A 21,289-nucleotide genomic window follows, 5' to 3' on the forward strand; every position below is an offset into this window, starting at 1 on the left:
CTCGCTCCGCTCCTGCGCGGAATGGATTTCCGCGCTACCGCAACTCCGTTAGGCCCGGCTTGCCACGGCAGCGCGAATGTCGGCGGGCTCGTCTTTAGGAATAGCGGACAGCAGTTGTTGGGTGTACTCGTGTTGGGGGTTGGCGTAGACCTCGGCGGCGGGGCCGCTTTCTACGATTTTACCCTGGCGCATTACCAGCAGCCGGTCGCTCATGAAGCGGGCCACGGAAAGGTCGTGGGTGATGAAAAGATAGGTGATGCCGAACTCGCGTTTGAGGTCGTTGAGCAGGTTGAGCACCTGCGCCTGCACCGATACGTCGAGGGCTGACACGGACTCGTCGCAGATGATGCACTTAGGTTGCAGCGCCAAGGCCCGCGCGATACAAATGCGCTGGCGCTGGCCGCCGCTGAACTCGTGCGGGTAGCGCAGATAATGATCGTCTTTGAGGCCCACGGTCCGCAGCAACTCCAGCACCCGATCCTTCTGCTGTTGGCGCGTCCCGCCGACGCCGTGCACGCGCATGGGCTCAAGAATAGCTTCGCCCACGGTCATCATCGGGTTCAGGGCGGCGTACGGGTCCTGAAATACCATCTGAAACTCGCGGCGGCGGCGGCGCAACTCTCCGGCCGGCAGCTTGGCTAAGTCAACTCCTTCGAACAGGATGCTGCCCGAAGTTGGTTCCACCAGCCGCAGCAAGGCCCGGCCAAGCGTAGTCTTGCCGCAACCCGACTCCCCCACCAACCCAACCGTTTCGCCGGGGTAAATATCGAAGCTTACCCCATCGACGGCACGCACGAAATCGGTGGTGCGCCGCAGGAAGCCTTTGCGAATGGAAAAGTAGACGTTGAGGTTTTCGACCTGGAGCAATGGCTTGGTGGCTCGAATTTCGGCAGGTGTTGCAGAAGGCCCAGGGTCGAAACCCTGGGCTACGGAGGGTTGGGAAATCGGCAGTTGAGAAGAAGCCGAATTGCTTATTTGCGGTGAGCTTGAAACTTGAGAAGCTGAGGCTGCTTCTGGAACCGTTGCTTCACTGAATTGCGGCAGCAGTTGGCCCAACTCGACGGCCGGGGCATTCTCTAAACCGAGAAACGGTTCTGTCGAGCGTGAAACAGAAGAATGTTCCACGGGGAACGTTTTGGTGATTTCAGCGCCGTTTTGAGGGGTCGTTTCAGTAATGACACCTATTTCAGCAGCAGCAAGTTGCGCGGAGGGCGTTTCCGTGGAACTGAAGCCTCCATCGGCGTCTTCACGCATGAAATCGGCTACTACGGGCAATCTTTTTTTGCCGACCGACAATTTTGGACGGCAGGCCAGCAGCCCTTTCGTGTACGGGTGCTGGGGGTTGGTGAAGATGTCGAGCACCGCGCCCTGCTCCACTACCCGGCCACGGTACATGACCATGATACGGTCGGCTATTTCAGCTACTACGCCCAGGTCGTGGGTGATGAAGATGACGGCCGTGTTGTGTTGGCGGCGCAGGTCGTCGATGAGGCGGAGCATGCGCGCCTGCACCGTGACGTCGAGGGCGGTGGTGGGCTCGTCAGCGATGAGAATGGCGGGGTTGCACGCCATGGCCATGGCAATCATGACGCGCTGCTTTTGCCCACCGCTTATTTCGTGGGGGTAGCTGCTGAAGATTTTCTCGGGGCGCGGCAGCTGGGCCATCGTGAACAGCTCCACGGTGCGGGCGGCAGCTTCTTTCTCGCTCAGGGTGGTGTGCAGACGGAGGGCTTCGACTACTTGGCTGCCGCAGGTGTACACGGGGTTGAGGGACGTCATCGGCTCCTGAAAAATCATGCTGATGTCGTTGCCGCGGACCTTTTGCAACTGCTCATCATTGAGCTTGAGCAAGTCCACCTCTCCTAGCGCCTCCGACTGAAACCGCGTTTCGCCCGTCGTGATGCGGCCGGGCGGCAACGGAATTAGCCCCATCAACGCCAACGATGTTACTGACTTACCCGAGCCCGATTCGCCCACAATGGCCAGCGTTTCGCCCCGGCGCAGCTCAAACGACACGTCCGCCACGGCCCGCGTGTCGCCGCGGTGCGAGTGAAAGTCGATGGTCAGGTTGCGGACGGAGAGAATGGGCTGGGACATAATGAAATACTAAGGTCTGGCTTGGCGAGTCATGAAGTGATTTAGGTAAAGATACGGCCGGCAGAATCGCCATTGAGACTGATGCATTTCGTCTTATCTCTGCTTGTTCGAAGCTTTTATCGGCTACGCAAGAAGAGGCAAAGTACGATGTCTCTCGTTCTAAAGCTGTCCGTTATTGATTCGCTAAGGCGAAGCTTCGGGCTACACACAAACGGCCAGCGGGAACAGTTCCAGCCGGCCGTTTAGGCAATTGTAGAGCAAGTAAGGCTACGAGGCCGCCGAAGCTTCCGTGTCGTGACGGGCCTTGGCGGCGGCTTCGTCGTCGGAAGCTAGTGGCTGCGCGGTTTCCTGAGGATGGCCGTAGAAGCGGTTTTGGAAGAGTAGAATCAGCGCCACGCCAACGAAAATAGAAGAGTCGGCGATGTTGAAAATGGGGAAGTCAGGAATGATTTTACCACCTACGAAAGGCCAGGAAGCGGGGAAAAAGCCGTCCGGAAAATCAACGAACAGCATGTCAATCACTTGCCCGTGCAGCCAGGGCGTGGGCGCATCGTAGGGCGCGTTGTTGTAGATGACGCCGTAGAAAATAGAGTCGATGAGGTTGCCGAGGGCGCCGCCTAGAATCAGGGAGATGCAAAAAATAAGGCCGTTGGGGGCGTGTTGCTTCCAGAGGCGGTAGATATAGTAGCTGATGCCCGTAACGGCTACCAAGCGAAATAGGGTGAGTAGCACCTTGCCATAGGGAGCGGGCAGTTCCACCCCGAAAGCCATGCCGGGGTTCAGCGTGTAATGCAGCTTGAACCAATCACCGAAAACGGGGACTTCGCCAGGCATTCCCATGGGCATGTGCGTGTGCACGGCCCACTTCGAAAGCTGATCGAGGGCGATGACCAACAGCGCCACGAGATAGTATTTCCAGTATTTCATAAGCACAAATAGACGCCAAATTTTAGACTTTGCTGCTTGACGTCGTGGGCGGCTCCGAAGCCGTTGGTATATGTTGTAAGGCGGTGTTTGTGCCGTTTTCGACTCAATTCAGAGTGTTTTGGGCGGCGGATTACCAATTCGTTTTGGAAGTGGCAAAGGTACCAGAACCAACTGCTTTCCCATCAAGGAGTTGGCAATTCGCTATGCAACAGGGCGGCTCTGCCAAGAGTAATCACCCTGCCGTGATGTGTGGTAGCGTTTTCTTTTGTGCATCTTCTTTGATTTATAGTTTCGGGACTACGCCGCTTGCTTGCAAAAACTGGACACAACAAAAAGGCCCCGAAACGTGCGTCTCGGGGCCTTTTTTGGATTGTAAGCTTGATTTTAGTTGTTGGCAACTTCCAACTGTACCGGCACCGTGTATTCGTCGAATTCGAGGGCTGAACCGCCGTTTACGTCCGAAGCAAAATCCAGCGCCAACGCCTGCACTTCGGTGCGGATATAGTCGCCGAAGGAGTGCACGGCGGCTTCCAGCTCCGGCTGTTGGCCTAGCGTGACGCGGATTTTGTCTTGCACTTCGAGGCCGCTGTCTTTGCGCAGGTTCTGAAGGCGGTTCACCAACTCGCGGGCCACGCCTTCCTGGCGCAGCTCGTCGGTCAGGGTTACGTCGAGGGCCACGGTGAGCGGGCCGTCGGTGGCTACCAGCCAGCCAGGTAGGTCGTCGGTGCGGATTTCTACGTCGTCGGGGGCGAGCGTGATGGGCTGGCCCTCGACTTCTACGGCTAGCTGGCCGGTCTTTTCGAGGGTGCTGATTTCCTCGGCCGTCATCTGCTGAATCCGGGCGCCTACAGCCTTCAACCGGGCACCGTATTGCTGGCCCAGCCGCTTGAAGTTAGGCTTCACCGACTTCACTAGCACGCCGCTGGTATCGTCTAGAAACTCCACGTGCTTCACGTTTACTTCGGCGCAGATCAGGTCTTCCACTTTGCCCACCTGCTCGCGGGTGGTGTCGTTGAGCACGGGCACCAGGATGCGATGCAAGGGCTGGCGCACCTTCAGCACCGACTTCTTCCGCAAGGAGTGCGTGAGCGAGGAAATGCGCTGCGCCAGCTCCATTCGCTCTTCCAGGGCCTTGTCGATACGGGCGTCGTCGGCCTCCACGAGCAGCGTGAGGTGCACCGATTCGGCGGCCCAGACCCCTCCCTCGTCGCCTCCCCAAAAGGGAGGGATGCCAGACGAGGTGGTTGCGTTGTCACGCATCCCGTCAGTCATGTTCTTGTAGAGCCATTCGGCGAAGAAGGGCGCGATGGGAGCCATGAGCTGGGCTACCGTTACGAGGCACTCCTGGAGCGTTTCGTAGGCGGCGCGCTTGTCGGCGGTCAGTTCACCCTTCCAGAAGCGGCGCCGCGAGAGGCGCACGTGCCAGTTGGAAAGCTGATCGGTTACGAAGTCCTGGATGGCGCGGGCGGCCTTGGTGGGGTCGTAGGAGTCGTAGTGGCCGCGTACTTCGAGGATGAGCGACTGGAGCTTGCTCAGAATCCAGCGGTCCAGCTCGCTCAGCTCGGCGTGCGGCACCCGCTCCGACTCGCGAACCTGGAAGCCGTCGAGGTTGGCGTAGAGGGCGTAGAACGAGTACGTGTTGAAGAGCGTGCCGAAGAAGCGGCGCTGCACCTCCGTGATGCCGTTGAGGTCGAACTTGAGGTTGTCCCAAGGCTGGGCGTTGGCTATCATGTACCAGCGCGTGGCATCGGGGCCGAACTGCTCGATAGTCTGGAACGGGTCGATGGCGTTGCCGAGGCGCTTGCTCATCTTGTTGCCATTCTTGTCGAGCACGAGGCCGTTAGCCATCACGTTTTTGAAGGCCACCGAGTCTTCCAACATCACGGCCAGCGCGTGCAGCGTAAAGAACCAGCCGCGGGTCTGGTCCACGCCTTCGGCAATGAAATCGGCTGGGAAATTCTGCTTGAACTTCTCGCCGTTTTCCAGCGGATAGTGCCACTGCGCGTACGGCATGGCGCCGGAATCGAACCACACGTCGATGAGGTCCGGCTCCCGGAACATGGGCTGACCGGAGGGGCTCACCAGGAAGATGTCGTCCACATAGGGACGGTGCAAGTCTGCGTCTAATGTTAGCGGTACAGATTTAACTTTTTCCTCGCCATCAGAATCTTGAATATGATGCTTCAAAGTAGAAAAATCGATTGAGGCAACATCTATCGTGTGTACGCCGCCATATAGACTTTTGTCTTTTAGATTTACCCTGTTTTCATCAAATACCTTAGGCTTACTTAGGAACCATCCCTCGTAATCTTTGCCCTCTTTATCCTTGAACGATACCCATCCTAAGTCACGCAGAATCAATCCATAAATCACATTTCTGGTAAATGGATTATGAGTCATGATGTTTGCAGCCACGGCCTTGTCAATTTCGGCGCTTAACTCCTCCACCGAGCCGATGCAGATTTCTTCGGAGCCGTCCTGGGTGCGCCAGATGGGTAGCGGTGTGCCCCAGTAGCGCGAGCGGCTTAGGTTCCAGTCCACGAGGTTTTCCAGCCAGTTGCCGAAGCGGCCGGTGCCGGTGCTGGCGGGTTGCCAGTTGATGGTTTTGTTGAGCTCGATGAGCCGGTCTTTCACCGCCGTAGTTTTGATGAACCAGGAGTCCAGCGGGTAGTAGAGCACGGGCTTATCGGTGCGCCAGCAGTGCGGGTAGGTGTGCTCGTACTTCTCCACTTTGAAGGCCGTACCGTCGCCTTTCATGCGGATGGCAATGCTTTCGTCCAGCGTCTTGTAGTCGGCGCCGGATTGGTCGTGGCCGTCGTAGTTTTTCACCCAGCGACCCCCAAACTCGCCCATTTGCGGCACGTAGCGGCCCGTCCGGTCCACGATGGGGCTGAGCTTGCCATCGGCATCGGTCACGAGCAGAGCGGGCACATCGTTGAGCTGCGCCACCTTAAAGTCGTCTGCACCAAACGTAGGCGAGATATGCACGATGCCGGTACCGTCTTCAGTCGTCACGAAGTCGCCAGCAATGACGCGGAAGGCCCGCTCTTCGCCCTCAAAAACGGGGAAACCTTTGTCCTGGCCGAACAGCCGCTCGTAGCGTATGCCAACGAGGTCGGCGCCGGTGAATTCCGCTAGAATTTTAGGGCCAGTTTGCTCTTCCTCTGCTTTTTTGGCCTGTTCGTTTGCTGCAATAAGACTCTGAACCTGAGCAGATGCTTGGGTTGCCTTAGCCAGCAGAAGCAAATCATTCTTCTTCTTGGGGAAATAATAATCGTAGCGCGCCTTGGCTAAAATCACGTGGATTGGTAAACCAGTATACTGGTTAACAGTATTCACCAGCACGTACGGAATATTTTTGCCCACCGCCAAGGCTGTGTTACCAGGCAGCGTCCAAGGCGTAGTTGTCCAAGCTAAGATGTGGATATCCTCTGCTTCATTGGAGGAAAAGGGCTGTTTTTTCTCGCCCTCATTTTTCTCAAAGTCTATTTTTTCTAGACCCTTCACTATTGCACCAAACAGCTTCTCCGACTTCTCATCCCGCACTACCTTAAACTGCGCCACGATGGTCGTGTCTTTCACGTCGCGGTAGGTGCCGGGCTGATTTAGCTCGTGGCTGCTCAGGCCCGTGCCGGCGGCCGGCGAGTAGGGCTGAATGGTGTAGCCTTTGTAGAGCAGGCCCTTGTCGTAGAGCTTCTTGAGCAGCGCCCAGCAGCTCTCGATGTACTCCGGCTCGAAGGTGATGTAGGGGTCGTCGAGGTCCACCCAGTAGCCCATTTTCTCGGTGAGGTCGTCCCACTGAGCCTTGAAGCGCATCACGGTTTCACGGCAGCGCTGGTTGTACTCCGCGATGCTGATTTTCTTGCCGATGTCCTCCTTCGTGATGCCCAGCTCCTTCTCCACTTGCAGCTCGATAGGCAGGCCGTGGGTGTCCCAGCCGCCTTTGCGCGATACCTGCTTGCCAAGCAGCGTCTGGTAGCGGCAGAAGATGTCTTTCACCGTCCGGGCCATCACGTGGTGAATGCCGGGGGCACCGTTGGCCGAGGGTGGGCCTTCATAAAACACGAACGTAGGCTGCCCTGCGCGGGTGCTCACGCTCTTCTCAAAGATGCCGTTCTGCTTCCACCACGCCAGGATATCGGTGCCAACCTGGCCGTAGTTGAGCGGCTGCTTGTATTCGGGGTAGTTCATGGTGGTAGCGGGGGCCTCACCCCCTAGCCCCCTCTCCCGCGGAGAGGGGGGACTAGTTGTAGATTTTTAAAATGTAGATGTCGCCTTCACCCTAATCGGAACTAGCCTTTTAGTGCTAGTTCCTCCTCTCCCCTTGGAGAGGGGGCTAGGGGGTGAGGCCAATTGTTGGAGCAAGTCTACGCGGTTAGGCCTTTCTTCATCCGGCTGAGGTTCAGCTCCAAGTCGTCATCTTCCTCGTGGTATTGGTCGTCGTAGTGCCGAATACCGGATTGGTTGATGATTTCCTCGTCTTTACCGTGTTCGAAGGTGACAAGCAGAGCCGGGAGCAAAATCAGGTTGGAGAAGTTAGTTATCAGCAGGCTAGCCGACATGAGCAAACCCAGAGCCTTGGTACCGCCGAACTCCGAGAAGGCAAACACCGAAAAGCCCAAAAAGAGCACAATGCTGGTGTAAATCATGCTGGTGCCGGCCTCGCTGAGCGTGGTGCTGATGGCGGCTCGTACGCGGCGGCCATTGGCGGCCATTTCCTGTCGGAATTTCGCCAGCAGGTGAATGGAATTGTCGCCATCGATACCTAGCGCGATGCTGAAGATGAGGGCCGTGCTGGGCTTGAGCGGGATACCGAAATAACCCATGAGGCCGCCGGTGAGCAGCAGCGTGAAGAAGTTGGGCAGCAACGTGAAAAACACCGCTCGGATACTGCGGAACAGAATGAGCACCACCAGGCCCACCAGCACGAAGGCAATAATGAGGCTTTCTTTGAGCGTGCTAATCAGGTACTCGTTGCCTTTGGTGAAGAGGATGGTGGTGCCGGTCAGCTTCACGTCCATGCCCGTGCCGTTGAAAATCTTCCGAATCTGGGGCTGAATTTGGTTGCTGAGCAGCGTATCGAGGTTGCGGGAGCCGATATCGGCAATCTTGAGCGAGATGCGCGCCTGCTGCATGGAGCTGTCGGTGAAGGAGCGCAGCAGCTTGTTGGTAAGCTCGCCTTCGCTGCCTTTCGTTTGCTGAGAGCGGGCCAGGTAGCTGAACACGTAGTTTTTCTCCGAGTTGTCGGGCAGGCGGTAATAGTCGGGGTTGCCGTTGTAGAACGCCTGCGTGGAGCCTTTCAGGAACGTGACGACACTCACGGGCGTAGTGAGCACTGGCTGCGTACGCAGGAACTTCTCCAGGCGGTCAATTCGCTCCAGGTTTTTGAGCTTCAACAGGCCCTTTGGCTTGCCGGTGTCTACCACCATTTCCAAGGGCATCACCCCATTGAAGTGCTCCTCGAAGAACTTCAAGTCTGAGTTCACCGACGATTCTTTGGGCAAGTCGTCGACCATGTAGGACACAGCCTTCACCTTCGCCACGCCAAATGAAGCCAGCACCATCAAGACCCCAGCCGTCAGGTACACCGTGGCGCGGCGCTCCAGCACGAGGTAGTCGAAAAACTCCAGCAGTTTGGTGAGCGGCGCGGCTTCGAGATGCTCCAACTGCTTGGGCGTGGGGGGCGGTAGCAGCATGAAGATGATGGGCATCAGGATAAACGATATCAGGAAGGCCACGAAGATGTTGATGGTGGCCACCGCCCCAAACTGGTAGAGAATGGCAATGTTGGTGAAACAGAACACCACGAAGCCAATGGCCGTGGTGGTGTTGTTCATCAGGGTTACGAGGCCAATCTTGCGTACCACCCGCGCCATAGCCAGCACCTGGTTGCCAGACTTGCGGTAGTCGTAGTGGTAACGGGAAAGCAGGTAGGTGCAGTTGGGAATGCCGATGACGATGATAATGCTCGGGATGAGCCCCGTGAGCAGGTTGATTTTGTAGCCCAGCAACACCATGCTGCCCAGGCACCACACCACCACTACCAACACAATGAGCAGCGGGAATACCACCGCCGACCACGTGCGGAAGAACATGAACAACGTGAGAGCCATCATGGCGATGGTGAGAGCCACGAAGAACTTCATTTCGGAAGCCACCTTAGTGGTCATAGTAGCCCGCACGTAGGGCAGACCAGCGTAGTGCATTTTGATGCCAGTTTTGCGCTGAAACTGCTCGGCATGGCCCAGAATTACCTTCATCACTCCCTCGCGCTTCGAGGAGTTTAGGTACTTGGGGTCCATGGTGAGAGCCAGCAGCGTGGCACCCGTAGTAGGCGAAATCAGCTGGCCTTTGTAGAATTCCTGCGCGTTCACCACCCGCATAAGCGAGTCTAGCTCGGGCTGCGTCTGCGGAGCGCGCTTAAAAATGGGTACGGCCCGGAACGTGTGCGTGGCAGTGTCTTTCTCTAGCCGCGGCAGGCGCGAAACGCCCAGGATGCCATTCACGCCACGCACTTTACTCAAAGTGTCGGTAAGGGTGGCCAGCTCATTGAAGTTGCCGAGCCGGTACACGGCGCTGTCCTGCAAGCCCAGCACCAGCACGTTGCCATCCTCGCCGAAGGTCTTCTTGAACTGCTGGAAGTACACCATGTCCGGATCGGTGGGACTCACCACTTGGGCAAAGTCGTAGGTCATTTCGACTTTGCGCGCCTCCCAGCCCATAAACACGGTAATAACGGCCAGCAGCCCAATCAGGAGCCGGCGGTTTTTGATGACGAACAAAGCAAGATTTCTCCACATAGGCTGCTAAAATGCAGCAAATGTACGCAACCCCGCGCAGCTAACCCGACCAGGTAACACAAAGCAAACCACAGAATATCAAGGTTTCTGCCAAGAACTTTTCTGCAATGGCTGTATATTTCAATAAATATAGGCAACTTTAAATGCTGAACCGTACGTAAACCACGCACATTCAATGCATTGTCATTACAGATAATTGAATTTTACCTAGGGCCGACTATACTTTTTTCTGCCTTGCCAATGACTCTTTTCCAAACGCCGGAATCTTCGCTCACCTACAACTCCGCTTCTGAGATTTTGTATCTCAGTTACAGCGCCACGCGACTCTCCCTCTCGTTTGGAGTGGCGTATCAGCAAGCTTTGGAGCAAATGTTGGAACGGAACGTCGGCAAGCTTTTGCTGGATCTGAAGCGCAACGCCCCACCCACCGACGACGAAAACGAGCAACTGTTAGAACCACTCGCGGCCCTGCTATCGTCGTCTTTTTTTCGGCCCGTATTCATTGCCGCGGTGGTATCGGAAGGCCAGTATCAGTACCAGATTGGCAATTTGCTGGCCGCCAGTTCTACCACCATGCCCCCAGCACACGTCGAGTTCAACTACTTCACCTCCCGACGCGAAGCCACCGATTGGCTTGACAACATCAACAGCAAGTAGCAAATTGTCATAAAAAAGCCCTGGAAGACGATTCCAGGGCTTTTTTATGAGCGAATCTGACCAGCACTTAGCGGAAACCTTCCGGCCAGCTTTTTTAGCTTGTCAAGAATTTTACAGCTTTTCAAAAATTCTTGACAAGCTAACGGCCTCGCTGATATAGTTGCGAAGCTCCGCAATAGGCATGCGGGTTTGCTCGCGGGAGTCGCGGTGGCGCACCGTCACGGTGTTGTCTTCTAGCGTCTGATGGTCGACGGCGATGCAGAACGGGGTGCCGATAAGGTCTTGCCGGGTGTAGCGCTTGCCAATGGCGTCTTTTTCTTCCAGCACCAACCGGAAGTCGTAGCGTAGGGCATTGAAAATCTCCTCCGCTTTTTCGGGCAGGCCGTCTTTGCGTACCAGCGGAAAGATGGCCGCCTTCACGGGTGCCACGGCGGGGTGCAGCTTCAGGTACGTGCGGGTTTTGGTTTGCTGCTGCTCGCCTTCCCCTTCCGTGATGGTTTCTTCGGTGTAAGCTTGGCAGAGCGTGGCCAGGAATAGGCGGTCGGCACCCACCGAGGTTTCCACCACGAAAGGCACGTAGTTGCCGTAGGGTTTGCCGGTTTCGGGGTGCAGGTCGTTGTCGAAGTAGTTTTGCTTTTTGCGGCTGTACTCCTGGTGCTGGGTCAGGTCGAAGTCGCCGCGGGAGTGAATGCCCTCGATTTCCTTGAAGCCGAAAGGAAATTCGTACTCAATATCAACGGCGGCGCTGGCGTAGTGAGCCAGCTTTTCGTGGTCGTGGAAACGGAGCTTATCGGCGGGCAAGCCTAAGGCTTCGTGCCAGCGGCGGCGCGTTTCTTTCCAGTGTTGATACCATTCGCCTTCGGTGCCAGGGCGCACAAAGAACTGCATCTCCATCTGCTCGAACTCCCGCATCCGGAAGATGAACTGCCGCGCTACAATCTCGTTGCGGAACGCCTTGCCAATCTGGGCAATGCCAAACGGCACCTTCTGCCGCGCCGATTTCTGCACGTTCAGAAAGTTGACAAAAATGCCCTGTGCCGTTTCTGGCCGCAGATAAATCTCGCTCGACTCGCCCGCTACGGCGCCTACTTGCGTCGAGAACATGAGGTTGAACTGCCGTACGTCGGTCCAGTTGGCGGTTTTGGAAATCGCGCAGAGAATTTTCTCATCTAGAATGAGCTGCTTCACGCCGGCCAGGTCGTTGTCGGTTAGCAGGCGGCCCAACTCGGCCAGCAACGCATCGGCGCGAGGCTTGTCGCCGGCGTTTTCGTACTCAGCGGCTTTCTCCTCAATGAGCACGTCGGCGCGGTAGCGTTTCTTGCTGTCCAAGTTGTCGATGAGCGGATCGGAGAAGCCATCGACGTGGCCGGAAGCCTTCCAGGTGGTGGGGTGCATGAAGATGGCCGCGTCGATGCCCACCACATTTTGGTTGAGCTGGGTCATGGCCCGCCACCACAGTTGCTTGAGGTTGTTTTTCAACTCCACCCCGTTTGGGCCGTAGTCGTACACGGCAGCTAGGCCATCATAGATTTCAGAAGACGGAAACACGAAACCGTATTCCTTGGCGTGCGAAACGATGTCGGCCAGCGTATTCTCGGCCGTGTTTGCCGCTTTCTGCGAAGTATTACTCATAAGAAGAGAAGTGAAAGACTAAGGATGAGAAGTAAGATGGAAGGGATATGGAAATGAAAGACACAGGCACTACCCGTTCAAGTCTTACTTCTCGCTTCTCACTTCTACCAAGGGGCAAAAGTAACGGATGCCCCGGCTTGTGTGGCCTTAGCAGCCAACTTGTTGAATTTGCCGCGATTTAGCTACTAGTCGTCAGCAAATCGGCCTCTTCCATAACAATTTCATAATCTTGCCCCGCCTGAGGGTAACTCTACCTTTGGATAATGAAAACTGAGTTCTCACCAATTCCCTCTTTATGTTTGGCTTAGAGCCTCACGTACTGCTGCTGCTCGTCTTGTGTTTGGCAGCAGCTTGTGCGTTCGAATTTGTTAATGGCTTCCACGACACGGCCAATGCAGTAGCAACGGTTATCTACACCAATTCCCTGCGCCCCTGGGTAGCCGTGGTGTGGTCGGCGTTCTGGAATTTCATTGGGGTAATTGCTGGTGGTATCAGTGTGGCAATGGGTATTGTGTACCTGCTGCCCGTTGAAAGCCTAGTCGACCAAAACGTGTACCACGGCATTGCCATGGTTGGCGCGCTCATTATGGCGGCCATCATCTGGAACGTGGGCACCTGGTACTACGGTCTGCCCTCTTCTTCCTCGCACGCGCTCATTGGCTCTATTCTGGGCGTGGGCATTGCCTTTTCGTTGTTGCCGGGCGCCAATGCTTCTGCCGTCAACTGGGGCAAAGCCGGCGAAACAGGGCTGGCGTTGCTCATTAGCCCGCTGTTTGGCTTCTCGCTTACTATTGTGCTGATGTTTTTGCTGCGCCGCTTCGTGCAGAACAAGACCATCTTCAAGGAGCCGCACAAACACAAGCCCCCACCACTCTGGATTCGGCTGATACTGGTTACGACCTGTACGCTGGTGAGCTACTTCCACGGCTCTAACGATGGGCAAAAAGGCGTAGGATTGATTATGCTCATCCTCATCGGGATTGTGCCCATTCATTTTGCCCTCAACCAAAAGCTGAACCCGCTCGACATGCGCGAGTCGCTAACGCGGGTGGAGCAAGTGATGCAGAAAATAAACGGGGCCACGCTGAACGAGGCCGACCGGAAGCTGCTGACGGAAGTTCAGGCGCAGACTTCAAACCTGGACCGAATTTTCGCGGGCAAGACGGACGTGAAGCAACTTCCTCCGCAGGCCCGCTTTGAAATCCGTAAGGCTATCCTGCTGCTTTATAATCGGGCCAAAAAGCTCACGAGCAGCGAAAAAATACCGCTCAGCGCCGCCGACCGTAAGGAGTATGAAGACAACATCGCCAAGATGCGCACCTTCACCGATTACGCTCCTTGGGAAGTGTCGCTGGTCGTGGCCGTGTCGTTGGGCCTCGGGACGATGATTGGCTGGCAGCGCATCGTGAAAACCATTGGAGAGCGAATTGGCAAGGAGCACCTTACGTATGCGCAAGGCGCTTCGTCGGAGCTAGTAGCCGCGGCCATGATTGGAGCCTCCACGGGTTTTGGGTTGCCCTCGTCCACCACGCACGTGCTCTCCTCGGCCATTGCGGGCTCGATGGTAGCCAACCGCGGTATCAAGAATTTGAACCCGCAGATGGTGCGCAACATCGCGCTGGCTTGGGTGCTCACGTTGCCCGTAACGATGGTACTGGCGGGGGGCTTGTTCCTGTTGTTCCGGACAGTATTAGGCTAGCACTGCTTAGATTGTTTCGCAGTCAGGTCTCCTGGTTAAACACAAAAAAGCCGTTCTCTTACAGGAGCGGCTTTTTTGTTTTCAGGGCCTAAGCAGCCGTGGAAATGAGGATAACTAGCTTCAATCCATACATAGAACAAGTCAACTACTTGACAAATCAGCTACTTATCCACTTATCCACAACCAAAATCGGGCTTTTTGTGGATAACCTCGAGCTTAAGCAGGCCACTGCACGTCCAAGTCCTCGGATATAAACACTCCGAAGTTGACAAACTGTAGCTCGTCTTCATCGAAGTAAAGGTCAATCATCTCCTTCTCGTAGGAGACGCGGGTTTCGCCGGTGTCCATCTTTTCTACTTCGCTCGGCTCGTGGCCGTTGCGACGCATCAGCTCTTGAATCTGCTCGGGGGTTTTGCCGTGGATATTCTCGCCATAGAGGCGCATGCCGGGATGGTCGGTTTCGATGCAGCTCAGGCGGAAGTCGTCTTCGCGGTCGAAGTAGAGCGAGTAGCCTTCTTCGAGGTAGTTCCACGCCTGGTGTTCAAATTCGTCGTCCTCTTCCGACTCCTCAATTTCTTCGGGTTCACCCATTAGGGCGCGTACCTCGTCCATGGTACTGCCAAAGCGGAGCGGGCCCATGCCTACCCCTAACTTAATTTCATTCTCATCAGTGCTGGAGGGAATCTGACTTACCGGTTTCATAGGGTCGTGATTGGGGTGATGCTGGGAGAAAGTAAAGGTAGACAAAGCAAAATCACTTGCGTGGGTAGCAGGCAGGGAGTAGTTGGTCGTGAGATAACAAGCTATTGACGTACAATGCCCAACCCTTTGTCCAATGTCTTGCTACTGATGCCTTGCTACCTTCAAGTTACTTGCCGTAGCGCGCTTCAAATTCGGCTCGCTGGCGCAGGTACTCGGGGTGTTGCTTGGCTTCGTCCCACTTACGCTTGAAAATAGCCGCGGCCTCGGCCTTGATCGGGTCTTCGGGAGAGCGAGGCAATTCGGCCCGGCCGTGGGCCCCGCTTTGGCCTTTTTTGTCGTCGGGGACTGGGCCGGCGTACTTCTTGCCGCCTTGGTGGTTGGCGTAGCGGCGGGCTCTGGTGAAACCCATTTGCAGAAACTTACGGGCCATGTCGGCGCCCACGAAGTCGTGCGCTTCTAGATAGGCCTCAAACAAGCCGTAAATCTTCGCCGAAGATTCCCGGGCCACTTCGGGCGTGCGGAAGCGCCAGTGGGGCAGAATCTCGGCTTTATAGGGCTCCACCAACAGCACTCCCTGTTCGCCTTTGCCCACGCGGTAGCATTCGGGGTGCTGGCGAAAGTCGAGCGTGTGGAAATCCTGTTGATAGTTGAATGGCATAAGCAGCGCGATTGGGCTGTCTTGTATACGCTGGTTTTTGCGGCAGGATTAATTTGGCTGGTGTTTCAGCCAGCGGACGAATCGGTGGGCCCGAACAGCATGGCTGGGCCCGAGCGTCTCTTCGGCCGAGGTGTGCGAAGCCGGAGTTAGATATTTTTTCGATTTCCGGTTTGTCCACAGAGTTAATAACTTTTTAAAAGAAGAAATTTTAAGAAGTCTTTTTAATCTCAGTCATCGGGGCTGTTTATAAGTGGACAATCTTGGTTGGTAATCCACAGTCCGGATAACTTGTGTACAGCTCCGCGCTTATGCACCGTCTATCAACAGGGTGTGTTGATAGTAACCACTTGATGAATAAAAACTTAAGTAGGTTTTTCACAATCCACATAGCTTATCCACTAATCCACAATTCACAGTTTTGGCCGTTGTGGATTGTCTTGAAAAGCAGGGGAAGTTGTCCACGCTTATCCACCGCCGACTACTGCTCGGAGGCAGCTGTGAAGCCCGTTAGAAACGCAAAAAAACTTATCCTCTATTTCTCCACGGGTTATCCCCACGTTGCCGCAATATTATCCACAGGTTACGCGCCCAGACGAGTGAAAAGTGGAAAACCCTGTGGAATAGCTGTGGAAAATGGCCCGAAACACCGCTCAGTAACTTGAATTGCGGTTGACCAAATGTGGAAAGCCCACCAATCACCGCTATTTCCGTTGCCTTTGAGCAAAAGCTGAGCGCGCACGATTTGTAATAATGCGCACCCTTAACCTCAAAATCAGCGAAAGGAAGCAACTAAGGCCGTTTTTAGTTACTGGAAGTAACTGCAGAAGTTAGCTAACAGCTGAAAGCAGCTACGTAGAGGCAGTAAAATGAAGCGCACGAAAAACCCTGTGCACATTCGTAGCAGATGTACACAGGGCTATAAGCAGAGCGCAAAGCTGGTTCTTACCTCAGAACGTTAGGCGAAGGTCTTCCACTTCCCAATTGGAGCGAACCTGTACCGGCTGGGGTAGCAGATATACCGGCTCGGGCGGCAGCACGAACTTAGGGTCGCCGCCACGCCAACGCCCGTCGGCATCCGCGTCAATCAACACGCGAATGGTGTAGGTACCGGGTGCCAGACGCTCGAAGCGAAAGGTATTGCGGGGGCTGTTGAGGATGGCGGCCGGAATACCTTTATCGTCGAGCAACTGCACCTCGTAGCGCTTGTACTTGGTCTGAATGCTGCCGGCTAGGCTGCCAGTGGTGGCTTGCTCCGTTACGCGCAGGCGCAGTGGTTGCGCGCCGAGGCGTTGCCCCGTGATGGTAGTGAGGTTGAGCGTATCGAGCCGCAGCGTAACGGTGGACTTGGCTTTGGTGTTGAGCAGCACCGTGAGCTTGGTCCGGTCGGGGCTGAGCGTGCCATCGGGGCCTAGCAGAAGCGGGCGGGTGCGGGTGGAATCTTCTTGCAACGCCGCAAAGGGCTTGCCTGGGGTCACTCGTACGGGCTCCGTGAACGTAAACCGCACTTCGCCCTGCCGGTACACCTCGCGCGGAGCACCTTCCACGGCATACACCGGGGCGCGGCGAGTTGGAGCCTTGTTTGGTGGATCCTGAAATTTCACCGCAATAGTATCGCGGCTAAGGTTGCCAACACTGTCGGTGGCGGCGAGCAGGTAGTTGCCCTCGGTGAGGACGTTGCTGCGAAATAGCGTGACCGTCCGGCCTTGCTCCGTGAGCTGCACCACTTCTGACAAAGCGGGCGAAGCAGGACCAGTTAAGGGCGAAACGGCGGCCGTGCGCAGGCCTTCGTTGTAGCTGATGCGGAATTGCCCCTGCCCGGCCTGGCGGCTACTCACGATGGGACGCCGCGCATCGGGACGTGTCAGTTCAAGGCGTACGGTATCGGGCTCAGGGCCGACAGTGAATAACTCGGGCAGGTAGGCTATTTTCTCGCCCTCGTCGTAGTGCGTGTTCTGGTTTTTGTCGGTGATGGCGTAAAGGCGGTAACGGCCGGCTTTCAGATTTTGCAGCTTGTAGGCGCCGGTTTTGTCGGTACGGGCCAGATAGTAGGGCTTGCCGCGGCGCACGCCTACCGTGTCGGCTTCGGGGTAGAGCAAGACCGAAGCCGCATCGGCGGGCTTCTGCGTGAGTACGTCCCGGACAGTACCGCGCACGGCCCCCGAGTCGAGTACCGCGCCGGTGCTAAAGCTCACAATAGCATTGGGAGCCGGCAGGCTTTCGGTGATGTCGGAAATGGCGTTGCCGAAATTGAACGAGTAGGTGGTATTCTCCTCCAGCGGCTTGTCGAAGAGCAACGCGATGCTGTTGCGCTCTTCGCGCACCTTGTACTTGTTATCGTCGCCAATAGTAGGGGCGATGATGAGGTTTTTCTGCAAGTCTTTCAGCTGCACGGGCTCCGAAAATACTAGCCGCACCGTCTGGGTGCGGGCGTTGCGGGCGCCGTTGGCGGGAGTAGTGCTGACCAGCTTGGGCGGCGTAACGTCGCGCGGGCCACCTTGCGGCGAGCTAATGGAAGCGCAACCGGCCATGCCAGCCGCGGCCGAAAACAGAAGCAGAAGATTAGCGCGAACGGACATTATAAAGCAAGAGCGTAGAAATGGTCAGCACCATTATGGCGAGGACCGGGAGCAACACCGTTTTGCGGTAGTGTCGGGCTGGGCGGAAACGTGCGTGGGGACTGGCTTGGTATGTACCTGGCGGTTGCTACCGGCTCATGAGGCTGAACTAACGCAGCAACATTGGAGATGGAAACGGCGGGCGTAGGCATCTCCCCTACCCCACTAACACTTGCCGATAACGTCGGCCCGGCAGCCAGCAGCAGTTCCAGACTCCAAGCCGCCTGCGTAGGCATGTTGCTAGCGTTTGACGGCCACGTACAGCAGGCTGGAATATTGCCCATTGTGCTGCTTGGCGTATTGGTTGGATTTGTAGCCGGCCTTAAGCACCGAGAGCAGGCCTCCGCCCCGTTCGGCGCGACGCTTCTCGCTCAGCATGCTCACATAGTAGGCATCCAGCGGCATGGGCAGCGTTTCGAGCACCTTCAGTTTGTGCTTTTTGAGCAACTGCGTCATGGTTTGGGGGCTGAAATGGTAGAGGTGACGGGGCACATCGTAGGCAGCCCACTCCTGGCGGTAGTGCTGGGCGTCGAGACTTTCCACATTGGGCACCGCAATGAGCAGCACACCGTCGGGCTTGAGCCGGTTCACGAGCTGGTTGAGCGTATCGTTGAGCGTGTGCACGTGTTCGAGCACGTGCCAAAGCGTAATGGCGTCGAAACTTTCCAGCTCGAAGTCGATCAGCTTGCCGCTCCCGATGGGCTGACCTACGCGGGCCGTGGCTTCTTCGCGGGCTCGGGCATTAGGCTCCACACCGGCCACCTTCCACCCATTGACTTTGGCCGCTGCTAAAAAGTGGCCGGTTCCGCAGCCGTAATCGAATAATAGCCCTTTGCGCGGCGCCAGCCGGCTGACCAAGGCAACCTTGCGGCGCATCGTGAAAAACCGGGCCAGACGGTATGCCTGGTTGATGAAGCCTGTGGCCGCGCTGTTGTGCGACACGTACTCGTCGGACTCGTAATAGCGGCCAATGCTACTGGAATCGGGCCGGGGGTTGGTGAATTGGAACACGCACGCCACGCACTGCTGAATGGCAAAACTCTCCCTACTCACCGATTTATCTTCTACTACCAGCTTGTTGCGGAACTCCGTTTTCCCGCACACCGGGCATTTATCCAATCGTTCGTAAGACACAAAAACTAGAAGTTAGATGTAAGAAGTGAGAAGTGAGAAGCAAAACCGGTTGGGTCTCACTTCTCACTTCTAGGTTCTCACTTCTGAAATTTTACCGGCCAAGGTACACCATCAATACCGAAACATCGGCGGGCGAGACGCCGCTGATGCGACTGGCCTGGCCTAGCGTTTCGGGCTGAATCTTGAGCAGCTTTTCGCGGGCTTCGTGCGAAAGGGCCGGCATGGCGTGGTAGTCGAGGCGGCCGCGGATGGTGAAGTTTTCCAGCTCCTGCACGCGGGCGGCTTGCTGGTGCTCCTTCTCCAGATAGGACTCGTACTTCACCAGAATCTCAGCCTGCTCCAACGCTTTCGGGCTGTACGGCGCCAAGGCCAACGTGAGGCCGGGCAGCACGCGGGCCAGAGCCGGCAGGTCCACGTTAGGGCGGCGCAGCAGGTTCACGGCGCGCGTTTTCTCGTGAATAGTTGCCGAGCCGATTTCCGTCAGCCAACCGTTGATTTCTGCGGGCTCGATGCCGAAGTTCTTGAGCAGCTTCGCTACTTCGGCGGTTTGCTGCTCCTTCTCGCGCACGCGCTCCATCCGCTCTTCCGAAGCCAGGCCCAGGGCATAGCCTAGCGGCGTGAGGCGCAGGTCGGCGTTGTCCTGGCGCAGCAGCAAGCGGTGCTCGGCGCGGCTCGTGAACATGCGGTAAGGCTCGTCGGTGCCTTTGTTGACGAGGTCATCGATGAGCACGCCGATGTAGGCCTCACTGCGCTTGAGGATGAAGGGCTCCTTGCCGTGCACGCGGTTGTGGGCGTTGATGCCGGCCATCAGGCCCTGGCACGCTGCCTCCTCGTAGCCCGTGGTGCCGTTGATCTGGCCCGCGAAGTACAGGTTCTTGATGCGCTTAGTTTCCAGCGTGAGTTGCAGCTGCGTGGGCGGGAAAAAGTCGTACTCGATGGCGTAGCCGGGCCGGAACATCTTGGCGTTTTCGAAGCCCGCGATTTTGCGCAGGGCGCGATACTGCACGTCTTCGGGCAGGCTGCTCGAAAAGCCGTTCACGTACACTTCCACCGTGCTCCAGCCTTCGGGCTCCACGAAAATCTGGTGCCGGTCCTTGTCCGCAAAACGGTTGATTTTATCCTCCACCGATGGGCAATAGCGTGGCCCCAGTCCCTTGATACGACCTTGGAACATGGGCGACTTCTCGAAGCCTTCCTTCAGAATCTCGTGCACCTCGGCGTTGGTGTACGTGATGTAGCAGGGGCGCTGCTTCACCAAAGCCGGGGTGTCGAGGTAGCTGAACTTGCTGGGCGTTTCGTCGCCGGGCTGGGCCTCCATTTTGGAGTAGTCGAGGCTGCGGCCGTCCACGCGGGGCGGGGTGCCAGTTTTCATGCGGCCCGCTTCGAAGCCCAGCTCCAGCAGCTGCTCCGTGATGCCGGTGCTGCCTTTTTCGGCGGCGCGGCCCCCACCAAACTGCTTTTCGCCGATGTGGATAAGGCCGTTGAGGAAGGTGCCGTTGGTAAGCACCACGGACTTGCCGCGAAACTCGATGCCGAGGGCCGTTTTGACGCCCACTACAGTGTCGTTTTCCACCACGATTCCTGTCACGGCTTCCTGCCAGAAATCCACGTTGGGCGTTTGTTCCAGCGTGAGGCGCCACTCTTCGGCAAAGCGCATTCGGTCGCTCTGCGCGCGCGGGCTCCACATGGCGGGGCCTTTGGAGCGATTCAGCATCCGAAATTGAATCATGGTTTTGTCGGTGATGATGCCCGACTGCCCGCCCAGCGCGTCCACCTCGCGCACAATCTGCCCTTTGGCCACCCCGCCCATGGCCGGGTTGCACGACATCTGCGCGATGGTGTTCATGTTCATCGTCACGAGCAGGACCTTGGAGCCCAGGTTGGCGGCGGCGGCGGCGGCCTCGCACCCGGCGTGGCCGGCTCCTACTACAATGACGTCGTACTCTTCTTGCTGAAACATGGCGGAAAGTTGTTCGAGGATGAGCAACAGATAAGAATGTCGAATTGTGCCCGGCCGGCGGTTATTCCAGAATCCGGGCCGTAGCCCCGATGATGTTCTGGTCAACCAGCTCCTGCCGGGAGTTGAACTGAGAAGGAATCAGCAAGGCCGCTTTGCCAGTGCGCAGGGTGTTGATCATCTCAACTCCATTCACGCGCAATACCGCACCACTGGCAAAGGCGAGGTGATGGCCAACTGAAACCTCACCCGTAAGCGCGCCAGCCAGCATCCAGCCGCGCCCGGTGATGCGGAAGGCGTCTTCCACTGCAAATGTGCCGACTTGCTTTTCCATCCAAGCAGAAAGTAAAAACCGTTTCCACGCTCGGCGGAAACGGTTTCGTATTTCGAGTGAAACGAGGTCTAACCTTC

The 21,289-nt window shown here is 56.7% G+C and carries 13 protein-coding genes; 2 read left to right on the forward strand and 11 right to left on the reverse strand.

The annotated features are described in order from the left end of the window. Nucleotides 1-48: 48 nt before the first annotated feature. From ACYSMN_RS06990 to ACYSMN_RS07005, 4 genes are all read right to left on the reverse strand, one after another. Complete coding sequence (locus tag ACYSMN_RS06990; RefSeq protein WP_488923134.1) at nt 49-2,097, reverse strand: ABC transporter ATP-binding protein; 2,049 nt, start codon at nt 2,095-2,097, stop codon at nt 49-51. A gap of 267 nt (nt 2,098-2,364) precedes the next feature. Further along, nucleotides 2,365-3,024, reverse strand: a complete 660-nt coding sequence (locus ACYSMN_RS06995) for a lipoprotein signal peptidase (protein ID WP_488923135.1) — start codon at nt 3,022-3,024, stop codon at nt 2,365-2,367. Between the two features lie 384 nt (nt 3,025-3,408). Then, complete coding sequence (ileS, locus tag ACYSMN_RS07000; RefSeq protein ID WP_488923136.1) at nt 3,409-7,215, reverse strand: isoleucine--tRNA ligase; 3,807 nt, start codon at nt 7,213-7,215, stop codon at nt 3,409-3,411. 176 nt (nt 7,216-7,391) lie between these two features. Further along, the gene (locus ACYSMN_RS07005; RefSeq protein ID WP_488923137.1) at nt 7,392-9,824 is read right to left on the reverse strand and encodes an efflux RND transporter permease subunit; all 2,433 of its coding nucleotides are present in this window, start codon (nt 9,822-9,824) and stop codon (nt 7,392-7,394) included. A 240-nt stretch (nt 9,825-10,064) separates the two neighbouring features. Here ACYSMN_RS07005 and ACYSMN_RS07010 point away from each other — a divergent pair, with 240 nt between their 5' ends. Continuing rightward, entirely contained in the window at nt 10,065-10,481 is a 417-nt protein-coding gene (locus tag ACYSMN_RS07010; RefSeq protein ID WP_488923138.1) for a hypothetical protein, read from the forward strand. Between the two features lie 111 nt (nt 10,482-10,592). Here the strand turns inward: ACYSMN_RS07010 and ACYSMN_RS07015 are convergent, their stop codons facing one another. After that, the gene (locus tag ACYSMN_RS07015) at nt 10,593-12,113 is read right to left on the reverse strand and encodes a glycine--tRNA ligase (protein WP_488923139.1); all 1,521 of its coding nucleotides are present in this window, start codon (nt 12,111-12,113) and stop codon (nt 10,593-10,595) included. Nucleotides 12,114-12,408: 295 nt separating this feature from the next. On the opposite strand from ACYSMN_RS07015, the gene ACYSMN_RS07020 reads away from it, so the two are divergent. After that, entirely contained in the window at nt 12,409-13,812 is a 1,404-nt protein-coding gene (locus ACYSMN_RS07020) for an inorganic phosphate transporter (RefSeq protein ID WP_488923140.1), read from the forward strand. Nucleotides 13,813-14,028: 216 nt separating this feature from the next. Here ACYSMN_RS07020 and ACYSMN_RS07025 read toward each other — a convergent pair whose 3' ends face one another. The 6 genes from ACYSMN_RS07025 to ACYSMN_RS07050 all read right to left on the reverse strand — a co-directional run bounded on the left by ACYSMN_RS07025 (nt 14,029) and on the right by ACYSMN_RS07050 (nt 21,212). After that, nucleotides 14,029-14,514 (reverse strand): hypothetical protein, encoded by a 486-nt coding sequence (locus ACYSMN_RS07025; RefSeq protein ID WP_488923141.1) that lies wholly within the window; start codon nt 14,512-14,514, stop codon nt 14,029-14,031. 166 nt (nt 14,515-14,680) lie between these two features. Then, on the reverse strand, nt 14,681-15,172 hold the full coding sequence (locus ACYSMN_RS07030) for a DUF4385 domain-containing protein (protein ID WP_488923142.1): 492 nt from the start codon (nt 15,170-15,172) through the stop codon (nt 14,681-14,683). A 947-nt stretch (nt 15,173-16,119) separates the two neighbouring features. Next, complete coding sequence (locus ACYSMN_RS07035; RefSeq protein ID WP_488923143.1) at nt 16,120-17,748, reverse strand: Ig-like domain-containing domain; 1,629 nt, start codon at nt 17,746-17,748, stop codon at nt 16,120-16,122. Between the two features lie 279 nt (nt 17,749-18,027). Beyond that, nucleotides 18,028-18,921 carry a class I SAM-dependent methyltransferase gene (locus ACYSMN_RS07040; protein WP_488923144.1) on the reverse strand — a complete coding sequence of 298 codons (894 nt, stop codon included), beginning with the start codon at nt 18,919-18,921 and terminating at the stop codon, nt 18,028-18,030. Nucleotides 18,922-19,012: 91 nt separating this feature from the next. Next, nucleotides 19,013-20,881 (reverse strand): tRNA uridine-5-carboxymethylaminomethyl(34) synthesis enzyme MnmG, encoded by a 1,869-nt coding sequence (gene mnmG / locus ACYSMN_RS07045; RefSeq protein ID WP_488923145.1) that lies wholly within the window; start codon nt 20,879-20,881, stop codon nt 19,013-19,015. Nucleotides 20,882-20,942: 61 nt separating this feature from the next. Next, the gene (locus ACYSMN_RS07050) at nt 20,943-21,212 is read right to left on the reverse strand and encodes a hypothetical protein (protein WP_488923146.1); all 270 of its coding nucleotides are present in this window, start codon (nt 21,210-21,212) and stop codon (nt 20,943-20,945) included. Nucleotides 21,213-21,289 lie beyond the last annotated feature (77 nt).

This window comes from Hymenobacter sp. M1-2 (assembly GCF_057808495.1).

What these genes read in the sequence shown, in the direction of transcription:
- ACYSMN_RS07015 (WP_488923139.1), bottom strand. Translation starts at nt 12,113, where the DNA reads ATGAGTAATACTTCGCAGAAAGCGGCAAACACGGCCGAGAATACGCTG.
- ACYSMN_RS06995 (WP_488923135.1), bottom strand. Translation starts at nt 3,024, where the DNA reads ATGAAATACTGGAAATACTATCTCGTGGCGCTGTTGGTCATCGCCCTC.
- ACYSMN_RS06990 (WP_488923134.1), bottom strand. Translation starts at nt 2,097, where the DNA reads ATGTCCCAGCCCATTCTCTCCGTCCGCAACCTGACCATCGACTTTCAC.
- ACYSMN_RS07025 (WP_488923141.1), bottom strand. Translation starts at nt 14,514, where the DNA reads ATGAAACCGGTAAGTCAGATTCCCTCCAGCACTGATGAGAATGAAATT.
- ACYSMN_RS07030 (WP_488923142.1), bottom strand. Translation starts at nt 15,172, where the DNA reads ATGCCATTCAACTATCAACAGGATTTCCACACGCTCGACTTTCGCCAG.
- mnmG (WP_488923145.1), bottom strand. Translation starts at nt 20,881, where the DNA reads ATGTTTCAGCAAGAAGAGTACGACGTCATTGTAGTAGGAGCCGGCCAC.
- ACYSMN_RS07010 (WP_488923138.1), top strand. Translation starts at nt 10,065, where the DNA reads ATGACTCTTTTCCAAACGCCGGAATCTTCGCTCACCTACAACTCCGCT.
- ACYSMN_RS07035 (WP_488923143.1), bottom strand. Translation starts at nt 17,748, where the DNA reads ATGTCCGTTCGCGCTAATCTTCTGCTTCTGTTTTCGGCCGCGGCTGGC.
- ACYSMN_RS07050 (WP_488923146.1), bottom strand. Translation starts at nt 21,212, where the DNA reads ATGGAAAAGCAAGTCGGCACATTTGCAGTGGAAGACGCCTTCCGCATC.
- ileS (WP_488923136.1), bottom strand. Translation starts at nt 7,215, where the DNA reads ATGAACTACCCCGAATACAAGCAGCCGCTCAACTACGGCCAGGTTGGC.
- ACYSMN_RS07020 (WP_488923140.1), top strand. Translation starts at nt 12,409, where the DNA reads ATGTTTGGCTTAGAGCCTCACGTACTGCTGCTGCTCGTCTTGTGTTTG.
- ACYSMN_RS07005 (WP_488923137.1), bottom strand. Translation starts at nt 9,824, where the DNA reads ATGTGGAGAAATCTTGCTTTGTTCGTCATCAAAAACCGCCGGCTCCTG.